Below are 16,458 nucleotides of genomic sequence, written 5' to 3' on the forward strand. Positions count from 1 at the left end.
AACTGCCAGAACCCTGACTTCCATTGGCAGCCACTCGGTGACCAGGTCATTGGCAAGCAGTCTGATGGCGAGGTTGTCTGTCACGATGACGGTATTGGCCTCTTTCACGGCACTGTACGACTGGACAAAGACGACGGATTTTCGTCTGTGAAAGCTGACTTGGCGGCTATTCCGTAGCTAAGCTGGCAAGGCTTCAGTGATGCCGCTGGCGATCATGATGATGCGTTTTACGATGCCCTTATCGGACAGAACCGGTAAATAGCTGGCTTCCAGCCAGACCGGCTGCCCATCTGCACCGAGATTCAGGAATCGGCCCTGTTGCACCTGGCCTGTAACCAGCTCACGCCAGAACCGGATGTACGCTTCACCACGAGCATCCTCAGGCTTGCAGAGTACCCGATGATGCTTTCCAATCAGCTGTTGCTCCTGGTAGCCAAGCAACTCCAGAAAGACATCGCTGACCGACTCAAACAGTCCATCGCCGCTCATTACCGCAAGCGCTACCGACCGCTGAATCGCCTGCCAATCGGCCTCCAGTTCGGACACCCGGTTCTCGGCAGCCTCCAGCTTTTCCAGAGCGGCCTGTAGTTCCTGCTTTCGTTTGCTTTGAAACACCATCAGTTTCCTTTTGTTCAGCGTATGCCTTAACCGCCGGGTATGAGAGCATTACGATGCTCAAAAGAATCAGGATTCCCGGCACAAGACGACCATGCGGAGTTTACAATGACCAAACTCGCCCTGATAACCGGCGCCAGCGCAGGCATTGGCCATGAGGCCTGCACCCTGTTCGCCCAAAAAGGCTACCGGGTTGTCGCCCTCTCAAGACAACCAACCGGCGTGGAGTCCGCAGATCGGGAACTGGCGCTGGATCTTGAATCCTTCGAGCAGATTGAAGGCCTGGCCGATGCGCTGGAGGCTGAAATTGCGGAGGCGGAGAAAGTTATTCTGGTTAACAACTCCGGCTACGGGCAGTTCGGCGCGTTGAGCGACCTGTCCGAATCCATGTGGCAAAAGCAATTCAGCACCCACGTATTCGGCCCCATCAAACTGGCCGCCGTCTGCCTACGGCTCTGCGAGCAACACGGAACACCCCTGAGGGTCATTGCCGTAAGCTCCGTTCTCTCACTGACGCCCCAGAAAATGAAAGGCGCCTACTGTGCCGCCAAATCCGCAATGAACACGGCCCACGAGAGCTTCTGGTTTGATGAACAGCGCAGCAAAAGCCTGGAGAGTGTCTCGCTGGTGCTCCCGGGCCCCGTGAAAACCCGGTTCAGAGAACATGCCCTGGCCGCTTTGCAGCCGGTGCTTGGGCAAGCAAGCGAGGTACACCGGGAAAAGTATGAAGCCATGAAAGCAGCGCTTGCGCCAGGTGCCAGCTTCAAGCCGTTTACAGCCAGTGCATCGGATGTCGCCAAAAAGATAGTCACAGCTGCCGAGGCTACAAGACCCAAACCTCGATACCTGGTGACACCTCAGACCTATGCCGGCGAATTCATTACCCGGTTTATTCCCCGCTCGATCCAGAGAATTATCTTGAGGTAGAGTGGGTCTTCTTGATCCTCCGGGCCCGGGTCAGCTCATCCTTCACGTAAGCCCCGATGGCCTTGAGGATACCCAGGTCCGGATCGGCCTGTTCGTCATCCGCCAGCCGAAAAATCTGCTGGTAGTACCACGCCTGGCCGCCTAGAACGTTAATCACCTTGAACGGCATTAAAGGACTGGCCGGTGAGAAGAGCCCGCTCTGGGCGAGTTTGATGTCATCCTCATAGCAGACCGTCTTCTCGATGCGCCCTTCAAGCAGATCCCTGGGCGTAGCCGGGTCCGTACAGAGCGGTCGGCCCAGGCCAATGACATCGGTCTCGCCATTGGCTATCACCTCTTCCATGAACGCCCGCGACCGAAATCCACCGGTGACCATCAACGGGCATTCGCACACCTCACGAATCGTCTGGGCGTAATCCAGGAAATACGCCTCCCGCTTGCGAGTGCTTTCCCGCAGGGCCGGCCCCTCGCTCGCCGTGTCGGCATTACCGCTGTACCCAAGCAGCCGTGGCTGTTCGTAGGTGCCGCCGGACACCTCCAGCAGATCAATCCCCTCCTCATTGAGCCAGCGCACCACTTTCACAGACTCATCAAGACTAAAACCGCCCTTGCGGAAATCGTCGGAATTCAGCTTTACCGCCACCGGAAACTCCGGCCCGACAGCAGCGCGAGTCGCCCGCACCACCTCAAGCAGAAAACGGGCGCGATTCTCCAACGGTCCACCCCAGCGATCGGTGCGCTGATTGGTGACCGGCGACAGAAAAGACGACAACAGATACCCATGAGCCCCGTGCACCTGAACACCGGTGAAGCCCGCCTGTTTGGCGATCCGCGCGACATTGGCAAAGCGCTGGATAAAATCGAGGATCTCCGGCTCCGTGAGCGCCCGTGGGCGGGCATAGTTGCCCATCAACGATAACTGGACTTCTGACGGCCCCATCGGGTGCGAGGTAACGTAACGGGGCGACTGGCGACCGGCGTGGGAAATCTGCATCCACAAATGGTTGCCGTTACGGGTGCCCGCATCAGCCCAGGCACGCAACTGCGCCATTCCCTCGGGCTCTCCTTCAGCCGGTGCCGGATCAATCGCCACGTTACCCGGCCGCTCCAGCACCCGGTGGTCGATCATCACGTTGCCGGTGATTAACAGCCCTGCTCCGCCTTCGGACCAGCGACGGTAGAGGGTTTCATGGCGGTGGGTGGCGTGGAGTTGATCGTCTGCCAGCCCTTCGGTCATGGCGGCCTTGGCTATGCGGTTGGGCAGGACTGCTCCGCAGGGGAGTTTTAGGGGTTTGGAAAGAGGCGATTGGGTCATGACAGTCTTAATCCGTCGAATTTAATCTGAAAATCACGCTCATTGGGTTGCTTCCTTCATGGCTCTGATACTCGACGGGTCCAAAATAAGTAAATGGCGCCGCTTTGCCATTACGTAGCTTGTTCTCACGAACAAACAGGTGTACGGAGAGTCCAAGCTTTTTGTGTTCGATCAGTTCCCGACCACGCTTGCTCTGAGGTGTCGTTGAGTTCTGGCTCTGCCAATGAAATGTTTGCTCATCAATCCAATGATCAACATAGCGGTGCTGAACGCCTTTACCCTGTTTGTTTAACGTCACAAGCAAAACATGAGCATTGGCGTCTTTCAGAAAGACGTGCCCGCTCTGCCAATTGCCGGGATTAAACGTCGCTCCGAATAACTTCGGAATCTCTTCTCTCGGGATTTCCTGGCCAAGGGCCATTTCCAATGGATCTATAACCTCGCAAAAGCGTGCGAATGTTCGAAACTGTTCAATCAGTTCGGGAGTGACAATAATATCTTCATACTCTGGGTTAGCGGCTTCGAGCCGATACTCCCCAACGGGGGATTTACGAACGGTACGAAGAAGGTATTGCGTGTCGCCTGTATCATCCAGCCGCTCAATTGCCAGCGTTTTACCCGTGATCGATCCAGCTTGATTGGGATTGATCTGTTCAAGCAGCAGATAATCCCCATCGTGAATCGGCTGCTTCCCACCGTTCATGGAGTTACCCAATGCTCGAGCAATAAAATGACGATTTGGCTCTATTCGCCCGTGCCCCAACCCGATGGACCTGTACTCCGGTTCTTCGGCGTTACTGTTCCTGAAATGGCCACAAGCGATCTTTAGGGATGGGAAGTAAGGCAGTTCCGTTCTAGAAGGAGTGATCGGGACAACATTCTCAACAGATTGCTGCTCCTGTTTGGAAGACTGCCGCGCTTCATAGGAAGCCAGGCGATAATCAATTAACTCCTGCACCATCTCCTCGAAAGCCGGTATCTGTTCACCTTCCAAATCTATTAAAGGCTTAAACTGATCGCTCTCGATCTCAAAAATAGCTGGGGACTTATTGGTCCAATGATCGACCGGATTTTTCTTCCAGTATTGTTGCCATTGAGTCGAGGAGCCATCCACGTCCCTCACTGAGGCAGCAATTTCTTGATAAAGCCTGGGACGGCGTTTCAATGTTTCCCAGGATGTTTGCGCTAGTTCCGAGAGCTTTGGCGGACTACGCCATCCGCCTAACTGCTGGAACGCGTCTAGCAATATCATTTTGAATGATTTGCTCATTGCCGTCGTTTCCACTTCCAGCAAAAAGCTTTCGTGCCTGGACAAGAGTTCTGTCTCAATCTCGGTGAGATCCTCCATATCCCGAACCAATCCAAACCAGCTTCCGTGCAGTTTGCGAGTTTTAGCGATACTGGCACCGAAATGGTAGTACTCTGTAAGTGTTGGGCGACGGCCCAATGTATCTTTCAATACTTGGTAGTCTTTCTCAGCGCCCTGGTGATCAAGACCTTTCAGGAAATCGATTATCTGCAGATCGTAATTGATAAAACATCCGTCTGGCAGATCCAGTTGGTTCTTTTCAGCTTTCCTCGCAAACTCAGCCAACTGACGGTGATTCATCGCCTGACCAATCAGCGCCTGAGGTTTATGCAGAAAACTCTGGTGGTTACCCACAAAATCCAGAATCACAAGCCTGTCTTTTCCAGTGGACACGCTTTTTCGCAGGCCCCGGCCGATCTGCTGGAGGAAAAGGATCTTGGATTCCGTTGGGCGTAAGAGCAGGACCGTATCGATGGCGGGCAGATCGACACCCTCGTTGAACAGGTCAACAGAAAAAATCACATCGAGTTGACCGTTCTCCAACTGCTCCAAGGCCTCGCCACGGGACATCTCTGATTCACCGTGGACGGCTGCAGACCTTACGCCCTTTTTAGAGAATTGTTCTGCCATGAAATCGGCATGGACCCGCGAAACACAAAACGCCAAAGTCCGGCTTTGCTTCTTTTCACCCCATTCCCTGTGCACGTGTTTGGCACGTCCGTATGTAGCCAGTTTATTTGCGAGCAGATTTGGATCGAACTTTCCATTACGCCAGGGGATCTCGGTGTAATCGACAGTCTCGTCGTAGATGCCGTAGTAGTGAAACGGCACCAGGAATTGACCCTTTACACCCTCGAACAACGGATACTCGAATACCAGATTGTCATCGCATAACGACAAGATATCGGAGCGGTCCGTTCGATCTGGCGTCGCCGTTAATCCCAGCAGAAACTGGGGTGCGAAATAATTCAGAAGCCGATGATAAACAGGCGCGGCGGCATGATGGAATTCATCGACAACGATGTAATCGAAATGGCGTGGATCGAATCGTTCGAGATGGGTTTCTTTGCCGAGTGTCTGTACCGAAGCACAAAGGATATCCACCGTCCGATCGCGCTGCTTACCCATGTAAAAGCCAACGCGGCTATTCGGCTTGATCCGCAAATAGGTTTCAGCCGCCTGATAAAGAATCTCCTCGCGATGGGCGACAAAAAGGATCCTCCTGGCACCCATTTGAACGGCGTCAAAGGCAGATAGCCAGGTTTTGCCCAGACCCGTCGCTAAAACGACCAAGCCTCGTCTATAACCCTCCACGCGAGTTAGATCGAGTGCCTCTAGTGCTTCATGTTGCACATCATTAGGTGTCGGAACGTCCTGTTTCTCATCACTGCCCGGCTCCAGTGACTGTTCTGGTGGCTTCCTCCGTTTCTCGTAGTCATCGATCCAGTTGTCAGTAAGAGGCACAACATTTGGGTGCTGAAACAGTTCCTCGAACCTGCTGGCGGCCTCAAGGTACCCAGAGTCGGGCGGGAAATCCACCTGATAATTCCATTCCACACCGTCCTGAAGCGCCTGTCGGCTGATATTGCTAGAGCCGATAAACGCTCTGCCCCACATTTGTTGATTTTCAACATGGCCAGCGAATAGATAAGCCTTCAAATGAAAGCTACTCCCTTTGCTCTGAAAGACGCGCACCTGAGCGCCATGATCATGCAATAGGACAAGCTTTCGAAGGGCCTCTGTGTCGGTAATGTCCAAATAATCACTGGTGAGAATGCGGATGCGAGTCGGATAAGGAGTTCGTTGCAGCGCGGTCACCAAATCCGCGAACAAGAGGTTTAAACCGGTGGTTTTAACAAAAGCTACCGCCATATCCACTTGATCGGCAGCTTTAATTGCTTGGCAAAGCTTTGGTAGAAAATGATGCTCTTTCCCGCCAGTTGTCAGCTTTTTGTGGGAAGCCGGCGCCTTGGTCAGAAGGATGTTCAACCACTGCTCGTCCCTATCAGGACGCTGATCATCAGTGCGCCACATCTGGCAAGCTTCAAAGTCCGTCAGGCCCTGAATCCATTGCTCGGCAATCGACTCGTCAGCATCTGTAAAGTGTCGGCCATTGTGGTCACGTTCCCCCTGGCCGATCTTGAAACTCATGTAGAAAACGCCACCCGGTTTCAGGGCATTCCATAATCGTTCAATAGCTCTGGGCACTTCAACGAGAGGCAAATGCAAAAGGCTGGCACAGGCCCAAATGCCGTCATACGTAATGGTTTCTTGAACGTCTGAAAAGGACCTGTGCTGAATTGGCAATCCAGTCTTTTGGCGGGCAAGAGTGGTAATGGCTTTTGAGCCATCGAAAGCAGAAACGCGGTAGCCATGCTTTTTGAAAAACAAAGCATCTCGACCCGAACCACAGCCGGCATCGAGAATGTGTCCACCTTCAGGAACTTGTGGCAAGAACTCTCGATAAAGGTCTTCCATACTGACCTCAAATGTAGACTCCACAAAGTCATCGGCATTGCCGTCGTAATAACTCAGCGTATCCTGCATTAAATAGTTCCCTTGCGACTAATTAGCCTGAAGTCGATCTAGACCAGGCTACCAGGCGGACAGGTCGTCGCCAACAAACTTGGGAGATCTACTCAAGAACTTCCCTTCAAGATGCAGGAGTATTTTTTTTGAATCTCTGATCTCAGGCCAATACCGCAACAAACTCTCCAACGACCCTCAAGTCGTGAAGATCATCGTCTTCAATAACAATATCTCGATATCCATGAGCGCTGGTAACAGGCTTCAATATCACTCTTTCGTTAACGAGTTCATCGCCGGACATCGTTTTTTCGCTGCGATAAAGTTTAACGGTGAGGCAACTCCCGTTGTCAGGATCTTCAATGGCCCGATGTTGCACCAACACTATCTTGCCATTTCGAGTCCCCCCTGGGTTTTCATTGAAGAGACACCATGCGCCATTCGGTATACGTTTATTCATGGACTCACCAACAACCTGAGCGACAAATTGGCCGGGTCTGGTTGCAAAGTGCTCGGGCAGCTTTACCCATTGAAATTCATCAGCCGATGACTGGAAGCCGCTGAATTCGCCGGCTGCCGCCTGCAGGTCGAACACGGGAACAAATCCGTCGTATGGGATCGCTGATTCAAAATCAACTACTTCATAGGGCAGGCGCTGCGTTGTGACGCTATCGGTCTGCTCCATGAGCTGGGTTTCCGCAAAGCTACGGAAGTGTTCCCTAGTTTCTGCATCCGCAGAGTAGATGAAGCACCCTTTCATACCCCGCGTCATCAACGTACGGTATGTGTTCTTGATGATCATGTCGGCATCCGCGAGGGCACTCTCCCGATCCTCTTTGAGCCTCTTTTTGTAACCACGTACAGATCGGTCGGATCTTGAGCGAGCGGCGGCGTTCGTGACCGCAATGCCGTCACGGATTACAAAATCCTCCCCGATAATCACGCCTACGTAATCAAGCTCTAACCCCTGGCATGTGTGGATACAACCAATCTCACTTATCGAATCCTCGGCGATTAACCATTTTGACCCGTGTTTGTCCAGATTCCATCTTGCTCTGAAATCATGCTCAGGTAGTTCAATATCAAACCTCTCTGGATCCTTTTTGCTATTCCAGTCCCAGCAGTATCCAGCCACCAACCGCGCCTTATTGGCCCGGCGATTTTTCCGTTCAATGACACTTCGCAGCTCGTTCGGATCGTCAAAGACCCGAAAATCGTAGTCAATGCCTTCCAGCGAAGTATTTGCCGTTTCCCGGATTCGAAGGACATGATCAACCCAGGCCAGATAACCATCAGAGCCATTGCAGCGGAACTGTGAACTTAACTCCAAGACAGTGACTTCTGCCCCCAATTGCCCGGCAAAGTGACGGATTTCTTCGACCGTACCGATATCCGCAAGAGTGACGCGCTGGTCTTCATCAATGAAGAAAACGGTGGTTTTGGCGCTAGTTATGAGTTCCTTTATCTGGTTCTCGCCCAGATTGCCGTATAGGCCAGATTTTTCATTTAATCTGTGGGCTTCATCAACCACCAACATATCGAAATAGTTGTTCTCGGTATCTGTATAACCACCAGAACCGCGAAAAAGGTTGTCGATGTTGGTTTTGCGCATTGTGCCTGTCAGACGAGCTTTGAAGACTTCCCGGGGTGCTGCATTCTTGCTAACAAACTGGGTCAGCATCTCTCTATTGGTTGCTTCAACGATAAGGTTAATTGCAACAACCGATTTCCCGGTGCCCGGTCCACCCTTCACAATAAAGGTCTGTTTCGGTTTTTCGCGGCCTTTTTCGGCAAGATCCAACGCAGTCTCGTAAACCAGTTTTTGCTCATCAAGCAAAATGAATTCCCTGTTGCCACGAAGCATCGAGGCAAGGCAATCAGCAAGTCCTTTCGACGGTTTAATTACACCATGTTCGATCCGGTACAGGATGTTATCGCTGTCGCCATACCGGATATTGCGCCTGAGGAACTCCGACAGCTTTTTCGCATCGCTCGAAATATAAACCGGCGCTCTTTCAGTGTGCTCAGCATAGCGGGCGTCGTTAATAGCCTCGCCACTATCCATATTGTGGAGATAGGCGCAGGGTTGAAGGCTGATGCGCTCCTCTCGGACTGTTTCGTTGTAATCCTCAATCAGGGCTGAATACGACCACGCTTGGTAGGACGGATGGTTAACTTCTCGGATAGACCCGTTCAGAAACGTTCGGACAATTGCGTCTTTATCGGTAACCTCTGCTTCGGACCACTGCTTCAGTTCGACGATGATTGCGGTGTCATTGCGCGAAGAATCTTTCCCCGTAAGGATAAAATCAACTCGGCGACTGGTGAGTGGAATCGTATACTCAATTGCAACACCGGCTGACGGCGGTATACCTTGATCCAGCAACGCGTTAAACATGTACTGAAGCGAGTTCTTCCATGACTCAATTTCGGATTTTGGGGTTCTTCGCTTGAGCTTTCTCCAGACCTCTTCCTCAATAACCTTCTCGATCTGATTGAACTTCACATGTTCAACAAATTCCGCCTTGGAAGCCGAATAGACGATCACGAATAACCCCTACAACTCGTTATATTTACTAGACCTGCCTTTAGCTTTAGCAACAGGATATTTGACGGCATTTGCCTCTATTTTTCGGGCGGATTCTTTAGCAATATCGACGCCCAAAGAATCTGCCAGTAGAACAAGGTACAGCTGGATGTCCGCAATCTCGTCTTTAACTGCTGCCAAACGTTTTTCACTGAGGTTTTTCGAGTCGTCTTCGCTAAGCCACTGGAATTGTTCTGACAACTCACCCGCCTCACCACAGAGGGCCATGGTCAGGTTTTTCGGTGAGTGGAACTGGCGCCAATCGCGTTCTTCAGCAAATTGCTTCAGTTTCAGGCGCAACTCTTCCAGCGAATCCATTTTGGTTAAACTCCCCTTTCTCGTAAGAAAACCATTTGCTTTCGATCTATTTGCACATTAACCAAACTCAAGTGCACCGGTCCACATAATCCATTATGAACATACCAGCTAGGCGCTCAGCTCCTTCGAAGCCTCAATATCCACCGGCGGCACCCCCAAGTCCTGCCACTTCTCCGGATGACAGGTAAACAGCAATACCTGATGCCGGCTGGCCGCATCAAAAAGGATGCGCTTCATGTCTTCCAGTCGGTCGCTGTCACTGTGCACAAGAGTGTCGTCCAGGATAACCAGCGTTGGCCTTCCTGCCTCCCTCAGCAGATCGGCATAGGCCAGACGGCTGATCAGGCCCATCTGTTCGCGGGCGCCAAAGCTCAGTTCGGTAATCAGACCAAGCTCAGTGCCGCGGCTGAAGATGCCGGGCCGTAGCTGTTCATCCACTTCCAGCAAGGCTTCCGGGAAAAGCACAGAGAGATAGTGATTGAGGTGCTTTTGCAGGGGCGCCTGCAGGCGGCGTGTCAGGGCCTGGCGTTTTTCGGTGAGCAAATTAAGCAGTAGGTCCAGCGCCAGGGCACGGCGGTGCAATTCCTCGTAGCGCCGATTGCACTGGTCGAGCTCCGCCTCTTTCTCGTTGAGCTGCTCTTCCAGCCCTTCCGCGCCCCAGGCTTCCAGTCTGACTTTGATATCGCGCAGTTCTCGTCCACGGTTCTCCTGGGTCTGGCGCAGCTGGTTGACGGCGTTCTGGTAGCGCTCGATGTCCTGCCGGAGAAAGTCGGGGCGGGCATCGCGGATTTCCCGTTCGCGACGCTCAAGGCTGGCTTCCAGTTCGGCCTGCTGCTTTTCCAGGTTTGCCAGGTCGGTGATTATCTGGCGAAGTTGCTGCTGGCGTTCCGGGCTCTTTTCTTCATCCGCCAGCCGCTGCCATTCCGTTTTGGCATTGTCCCGGGCCTGCTTCAGGGCCGACAGCCTGGACTGATGCGCTCGCTCATCGGATTCCGCTTTATCCAGGGCGGCGCTGGCCTGGTTAAAAGCGGCCTCGGCCTCCTCCAGGGTGGGAACTGGTTCGTTCGAATCCGGCTTCGGCGTGGATTCCAGTTGTTTCCTGGCTTTTTCCAGTTCGCTTTCGGCCTCGCTTTGTTCAAAGACAAGTTGCTCCATGCCCGCCGGGGCCACGGTTTTGAACAGATCTTCAGCGTGCTTTAGGGCTCTTTCGGCAGTTTCGAACGCAGAAAGACGATCCTCAGCCTGTGTTACCGATTCCACGCCAAGGGTCTTCAGCTGTTCCGCCAGGTTCTCCTCCAGCGCTTTGAGCTTCCGGCGCGTGCTGGCCAGTTCTTTCCCGCCGGGTGTTATGCCCAGGGTACCCACGCCAGGAATAACCAGTGTCGATTCTTCCAGAAGCTGTTGTTCGCCTTGCCCGACAAGCGGCTCGTTGTTCAGCGTTAGTGATGCGTCAGCGTCCAGCTGCCAGCTCAATCGGGTGGCGATGGTCTGTGAACGAATGGTCTCTTCGTTGAGCTGGCTGCCGGTCGCTCGCAGTTTTTTCACCAACTCTGGATCGATCCGGTTTTCCCTGGCCTGCTGCCTCGCTTGCTCCAACTGCTGTTGGTATTCCCTGGCCATGGCGAGGTTCTGGCTGATCACTTGTTGTTGCTGTTCAAGCCGCCTCAGGTCCTGTTCCAGCCGCTCCCGGGTTTGCAGCAGGCCCGCCAGTTTCCGTCGCTTTTCCGCTTTCTCGAAGGCCGTTCTCGCTTCGGCTAAACGGCCTGTGACGGCCGGCGTTTGTGCTTGGGCCACGGAGAGGTCGTGCTCAGCGCGATCCAGCTCCGCCTTTCGGCTCTCCAGCTGGCGACTGAGCCCTTCCAGATGCTCTTTGTTCTGCTGCAGCAGACGGTGGTTTTGCTGCTGCTGGGCAAACGTGGCCTTCTCCTGGTTTTGCTCCTGCTCCAGGCGCTCAACCTTTTGATAGCGCGCCCGGGCTTCCTCCAGATGGCGTTGAGCGTCTTCCCAGGGCCGTTCGGCTTCCGCCTGATCATAGTCCCGGGTCAGTTTGCCAAGCCGGTCGACCTGCTCCTGGTATTTGTGTACCCGCTCCTTCAGTTCTTCAATTTCAGCTACGTATTGGGCGCGGTCTTTTTCCAGTTTCAGGTAATCGCCTCGGGGCTTGCCGGTCCCGGTCAGCAGGGTGTCCCGCTGGCTGCGAACCGTTTCGATCAGGTCGTCGCCGCCGGAACTGGCCACCTCACCGACCATGGAATTCAGCGCGGACTTCAGATGATCTCCGGCATGTTCTATGGCCTGCTCAATGTCCTGCCCGGTGCCCTGCTCCACCCACAGCAATCCCGGTATGCCCCAGTGTTCGGCTTTGCTGGCGCCCCGTTTCGGGTACTGGTAGCCCAACAGTTCGGCCAGTTTTTCTTCCGCATCGTCTTCACTGTAGGTCTCGGTGCCAACAACCAGGTCGCACCGCTTGCGCTGGAGAAAGCTCTTGGTCAGGCGCCAGGCACGGCCCTCGTGCTCGAAATCCAGCTCGATGGTGGGCGCCGCGGCGGAGTCGCCCCAGGGGCGCAGGTCGTCCACGGCTGTGGACCGATAACGCTCAAAAAACGCGGCACGGATGGCCCGCACCAGGGTGCTTTTGCCGGACTCATTGGGGCCGTGAATCAGGTTGAGGCCCGGTTGCAAATTGTTCAGCTCAAACGGCTTGCGGAACTGGCGCAGCTGTTCAATGCGCATTCGCTGCAGCTTCATTGCCCCGCCTCCTGTTCACGTTCCCGCAGTAACCCCGCCAGGATAGCCAGCGCATCCCGGGCGGTATCATCCTGCGCGTCTTCTTGCCGATCGCGCAGACTCTCAACCACTTCGCCCACGTAGCCATCGGCCTTCAGAGCCGAGATGTCTTCGTCGGTCGGGGCAAGCTGAAGCCCACTTCGCTCGCAGCGAAGGCTGCGGAATCGCGCTTCAGCAACTGACAACGCCTTCAACAGTGTTTCCTCGCCGGCCAGGGTCACCGAGCCTTCAAGTCGAAGGTCGACTACGGCGGATTCGGGCAAGGTATTCAAACGTTCCAGCAACTGTTCAAGATCGGAGTGTACAGCCAGGGTTTCCCGAAACTGGTGCCATTGGTACCGCCCTGTTGGAACCCGGGTTACCGCAGGTGTGGCGCCGGGTTCGGCAACCTCAACAATCAGGGCATTGCCCGCTTCGTTGTTTCTGAACCGCTCGGGTTCCGGCGTGCCGCTGTACCAGGTGCGCTCATTAATCTGTTTGGTACCGTGCCAGTCGCCCAGGGCGAGGTAGTCGAGCCTGCTGGCTTCGGCACGGTTCGGCGCGATGGGGTTGGTGGAATCAATCTCGTCCGGCAACAGGCCCTGGACACTGCCATGGGCCAGGCCGATTCTTATGAAACCTTCAGGCGTTTCATAGCCACTGAATGGCTCGGTCAGATCACCATACGTGTGGCGCTGGGTCAGCGGTGCGCACAGGATGCTGAGTTTCTGGGGGGCCAGATCAATCACGCCGGGCTGAAGCGCGAGATGCACATTCTCCGGCACCGCCCCTAGGCGTTGGGCCCGGGTCCACACGCTTTCTGCCAGTGCAGCGTCGTGGTTTCCGGGGAGCATGACCCAGGGGCCAGTAAAATCCTTTGTGGCGTTGAACACCCGGCGAATGGTTCGGTCGGAGACGGTCTGGGCATCAAAAACATCACCGGCCACGAGGACCGCATCGCACTCGTGTTCGTTGGCCAGTCGTGCAAGCGTTTCAATGGCCTCGAACCGGGCCTCGACCAGGGCGGCACCGTCCTCCGTTTCGAAACGGGTAAATGCGCGGCCCATCTGCCAGTCTGCCGTATGCAAAAACTTTGGCATTTTATCTACCTGAAAGATCTGGAAATTTTGGCGTTATTCTAGACCAACTGCGCACAGTTTACAGACGCCGTACGACCATGACTGTCGTTCGGGCAGAAGTTGGACAGAATTCGAACAGAGCCCGGGCAGGGCCAGTTGGCTTCGAAGCCTAGGCCGGGCTCAGTCGACACGCGGCGTACTTGAATTCCGGGATTTTGCCGAACGGGTCCAGCGCCGGGTTGGTGAGCACGTTCGCTGCCGCTTCCACAAAGGCGAAGGGCACGAACACCATACCTTCGGGCATGGTCTGGTCGGCCCGTGCCGTCAGCGTGATGGTGCCGCGCCGGGTGGCAATTTGAATGTCATTGCCCGGTGCTACGCCCATGCGTTCCAGCTCTGCTGGTGCGAGATACGCCGCCGCTTCCGGTTCCCGCTCATCCAGCACGCGGCTGCGACGGGTCATGGCGCCGGTGTGCCAGTGCTCAAGCAATCGCCCGGTGGTTAGTACGACGGGATAGGCCTCATCCACCGGCTCGTCCGGCGGTAGCGGGCTGGCTGGTGAGAATCTGGCGCGGCCTCCCGCTCGCGGGAAGGCATCGGAGAAGACAACGTCGTTGCCCGGGGCATCGTCGGCCGGGCATGGATAGGTAACGGACCCTTCGCGCTCAAGGCGAGACCAGGAAATATGATCCAGTGAGTGCATGCCCTGCTTCATTTCTTCAAACACCTGCTCGGGGCCGGCGTAGTTCCAACGAAGCCCGAAACGCCGGGCGATTTCCTGGATAACCCACCAGTCGGGCTTTGCCTCCCCCGGCGGCGCCAGTGCGGCACGGCCCATTTGCACCTGGCGGTTGGTGTTGGTAACGGTGCCAGATTTTTCCGACCAGGCGGCGGCCGGCAGGATAACATCGGCAAACTGGGCGGTCTCGGTGACAAACAGGTCCTGCACCACCAGGTGTTCAAGGCCAGCGAGCGCGGCCCGGGCGTGGGTCAGGTCCGGATCGGACATGGCGGGGTTTTCGCCCAGAATGTACATGCCCTTGATGGTGCCCGCCTTGATGGCATCCATGATCTCCACCACGGTGAGCCCCGGCTCAGGGTCCAGCTCTGTGTTCCAGAGTTCTTCGAAGGCGGCCCGCAGCTGTTGATCGCCTACCGGCTGGTAGTCGGGCAATACCATGGGGATCAGCCCGGCATCGGATGCGCCCTGCACGTTGTTTTGCCCCCGCAATGGGTGCAAACCAGTGCCATGCCGGCCGGTGTGGCCGCAGGTGAGCGCCAGGGATATCAGGCAGCGGGCGTTGTCGGTGCCGTGCACGTGCTGGGAGATGCCCATGCCCCAGAAAATCATCGCCTTATCCGCGCTCGCGTAGGCGCGGGCCACTTCACGAATGGCATCGGGCGCCACGCCGCAGACCGGGCTCATCACTTCCGGGGTCATGCCTTCGACGCTGGCCGCCAGCGCCTCGAAACCTTCGGTGTGAGCGTCAATGTAGGCCTGGTCAAACAGACCTTCGCTGATGATCACGTTCAGCATTGCGTTGAACAGTGACACGTCGCCGCCTGGAGAGAATCGCAGGCTGCGCCAGGCATAGGCATCCAGCGCCTGGCCCCGTGGATCAATGATGATCAGTTTGGTGCCGTTGCGTGCCGCCTGCTTGAAGTAGGTGGCGGCTACCGGGTGGTTTACCGCCGGGTTACAGCCGGTGAGGATCACCACGTCGGCCTGCAATGCCTGCATGAAAGAGGCCGTCACGGCGCCGGAGCCCAGGCATTCCATCAATGCGGCCACGGAGCTTGCGTGGCAAAGCCGTGTGCAATGGTCCACATGGTTGGAGCCGAAGCCAGTGCGCACCAGCTTCTGGAACAGCCAGGCTTCCTCGTTGGAGCATTTGGCACTTCCGAAGCCGGCAAGCGCGGCCTGTCCGTGTTGTGCTTTTAGTTGGGTCAACCCGTTGGCCGCCAGATCCAGGGCTTCTTCCCAGCTTGCTTCTCGGAAGTGCGTCAACGGATTAGCCGGATCGAACTCCGGGTCCAGCCCCTTGGGTATGCCCTCCCGACGAATCAACGGTCGGGTGAGCCGCGCCGGGTGCGTGGGATAGTCGAAGCCAAAACGGCCCTTCACGCACAGCCGGCCCTGGTTTGAGGGGCCGTCTTTGCCTTCCACAAACAGGATGCGTCCTCGCTGCTCATCTTTCACGTGATAGGTCAGTTGGCAGCCCACGCCGCAATAGGGGCAGACGGAATCGACTTTGCGATCGGCCGTGGCGGAATCTCCCCGGCCCTGGGCATCGATCAGGGTGGCCGGCATAAGCGCCCCGGTCGGGCAGGCCTGCACGCATTCGCCGCAGGCAACACAGGTGCTGTCACCCATGGGGTCATCAAAATCAAACACCACCTTCGACGCAGCGCCACGGTGCGCCAGGCCGATCACATCATTGCCCTGCACTTCCCGGCAAGCGCGCTCACACAGGCCGCACGTAATGCAGGCATCCAGGTTGACGTTCATGGCGGAATGGGAAGCGTCATGCCCCTGGACGTGGGGCAGCGAATCAGAGCGTGGTTCCACATGATGAACCGTGGGCTCATCCCGATCCGAATGCGCCGGAATGCGTTGGCGCACGGTAGCGGCATCAATGGCCAGCTGATCCGCCGTGTCCCACAGGCGGCTTGAGCGGTCGGGACTATTCTCTCGCTCAGGTTGATCCGCCAACAGCAATTCGAGCACGCCTTTGCGGGCCGCCTGAACCCGGGAAGAGCCGGCGCTGCGCACCACCATGCCGGGCGCTGCCTCGCGAATGCAGCTTGCGGCCAGCACCCGTTCACCTTCCACTTCCACCATGCATGCGCGGCAATTACCATCGGCGCGGTAACCCGGGGCGTCTTTGAAGCACAGGTGCGGGATGGTCTCGCCGGCGCGCTTGGCCACCTGCCACAGGGTTTCGCCGGGGAAGGCCTGAACTTCAACGTCGTCGAGTGTCAGGGTAAAGCTTGTTCTGGAATGGCTCATGGCTGC

9 protein-coding genes and 1 pseudogene are annotated in these 16,458 nt (G+C 55.8%); 2 read left to right on the forward strand and 8 right to left on the reverse strand.

Features of this window, described 5'->3' with window-relative positions; translation table 11 throughout:
* Positions 1–33: 33 nt before the first annotated feature.
* A pseudogene (locus ABNF92_RS01480) lies at positions 34–177 on the forward strand (CIA30 family protein); the annotation flags it as partial.
* On the opposite strand, the gene ABNF92_RS01485 reads toward ABNF92_RS01480, so the two are convergent.
* Positions 178–618, reverse strand: coding sequence for a PAS domain-containing protein (locus tag ABNF92_RS01485; protein WP_349343242.1), 441 nt, complete (start codon positions 616–618; stop codon positions 178–180).
* A gap of 105 nt (positions 619–723) precedes the next feature.
* Here ABNF92_RS01485 and ABNF92_RS01490 point away from each other — a divergent pair, with 105 nt between their 5' ends.
* A complete protein-coding gene (locus ABNF92_RS01490; protein WP_349343243.1) occupies positions 724–1,542 on the forward strand; it encodes an SDR family NAD(P)-dependent oxidoreductase in 819 nt (272 codons plus the stop codon).
* On the opposite strand, the gene ABNF92_RS01495 is transcribed toward ABNF92_RS01490, so the two are convergent.
* The 7 genes from ABNF92_RS01495 to fdhF all read right to left on the reverse strand — a co-directional run bounded on the left by ABNF92_RS01495 (position 1,529) and on the right by fdhF (position 16,452).
* The gene (locus tag ABNF92_RS01495; RefSeq protein ID WP_349343244.1) at positions 1,529–2,857 is read right to left on the reverse strand and encodes an NADH:flavin oxidoreductase/NADH oxidase family protein; all 1,329 of its coding nucleotides are present in this window, start codon (positions 2,855–2,857) and stop codon (positions 1,529–1,531) included. The two genes, ABNF92_RS01490 and ABNF92_RS01495, sit on opposite strands and share 14 nt — an antisense overlap.
* Positions 2,858–2,864: 7 nt before the next feature.
* Positions 2,865–6,713 carry a DUF3427 domain-containing protein gene (locus ABNF92_RS01500; RefSeq protein WP_349343245.1) on the reverse strand — a complete coding sequence of 1,283 codons (3,849 nt, stop codon included), beginning with the start codon at positions 6,711–6,713 and terminating at the stop codon, positions 2,865–2,867.
* Positions 6,714–6,855: 142 nt separating this feature from the next.
* Positions 6,856–9,240, reverse strand: coding sequence for a DNA/RNA helicase domain-containing protein (locus tag ABNF92_RS01505; protein ID WP_349343246.1), 2,385 nt, complete (start codon positions 9,238–9,240; stop codon positions 6,856–6,858).
* A 9-nt stretch (positions 9,241–9,249) separates the two neighbouring features.
* Positions 9,250–9,597, reverse strand: coding sequence for a nucleotide pyrophosphohydrolase (locus ABNF92_RS01510; RefSeq protein WP_064228015.1), 348 nt, complete (start codon positions 9,595–9,597; stop codon positions 9,250–9,252).
* A 108-nt stretch (positions 9,598–9,705) separates the two neighbouring features.
* A complete protein-coding gene (locus ABNF92_RS01515; protein WP_349343247.1) occupies positions 9,706–12,345 on the reverse strand; it encodes an AAA family ATPase in 2,640 nt (879 codons plus the stop codon).
* Positions 12,342–13,463 (reverse strand): DNA repair exonuclease, encoded by a 1,122-nt coding sequence (locus ABNF92_RS01520; RefSeq protein ID WP_349343248.1) that lies wholly within the window; start codon positions 13,461–13,463, stop codon positions 12,342–12,344. The genes ABNF92_RS01515 and ABNF92_RS01520 overlap by 4 nt, the downstream gene beginning before the upstream one ends.
* Before the next feature lie 148 nt (positions 13,464–13,611).
* Entirely contained in the window at positions 13,612–16,452 is a 2,841-nt protein-coding gene (fdhF, locus tag ABNF92_RS01525) for a formate dehydrogenase subunit alpha (RefSeq protein ID WP_349343249.1), read from the reverse strand.
* Positions 16,453–16,458: the final 6 nt, after the last annotated feature.

The organism is Marinobacter sp. MMG032, from assembly GCF_040112695.1.
GTDB classification, from domain to species: Bacteria; Pseudomonadota; Gammaproteobacteria; order Pseudomonadales; family Oleiphilaceae; genus Marinobacter; species Marinobacter salsuginis.

What these genes read in the sequence shown, in the direction of transcription:
- ABNF92_RS01485 (WP_349343242.1), bottom strand. Translation starts at nt 618, where the DNA reads ATGGTGTTTCAAAGCAAACGAAAGCAGGAACTACAGGCCGCTCTGGAA.
- ABNF92_RS01490 (WP_349343243.1), top strand. Translation starts at nt 724, where the DNA reads ATGACCAAACTCGCCCTGATAACCGGCGCCAGCGCAGGCATTGGCCAT.
- ABNF92_RS01495 (WP_349343244.1), bottom strand. Translation starts at nt 2,857, where the DNA reads ATGACCCAATCGCCTCTTTCCAAACCCCTAAAACTCCCCTGCGGAGCA.
- ABNF92_RS01500 (WP_349343245.1), bottom strand. Translation starts at nt 6,713, where the DNA reads ATGCAGGATACGCTGAGTTATTACGACGGCAATGCCGATGACTTTGTG.
- ABNF92_RS01510 (WP_064228015.1), bottom strand. Translation starts at nt 9,597, where the DNA reads ATGGATTCGCTGGAAGAGTTGCGCCTGAAACTGAAGCAATTTGCTGAA.
- ABNF92_RS01515 (WP_349343247.1), bottom strand. Translation starts at nt 12,345, where the DNA reads ATGAAGCTGCAGCGAATGCGCATTGAACAGCTGCGCCAGTTCCGCAAG.
- ABNF92_RS01520 (WP_349343248.1), bottom strand. Translation starts at nt 13,463, where the DNA reads ATGCCAAAGTTTTTGCATACGGCAGACTGGCAGATGGGCCGCGCATTT.
- fdhF (WP_349343249.1), bottom strand. Translation starts at nt 16,452, where the DNA reads ATGAGCCATTCCAGAACAAGCTTTACCCTGACACTCGACGACGTTGAA.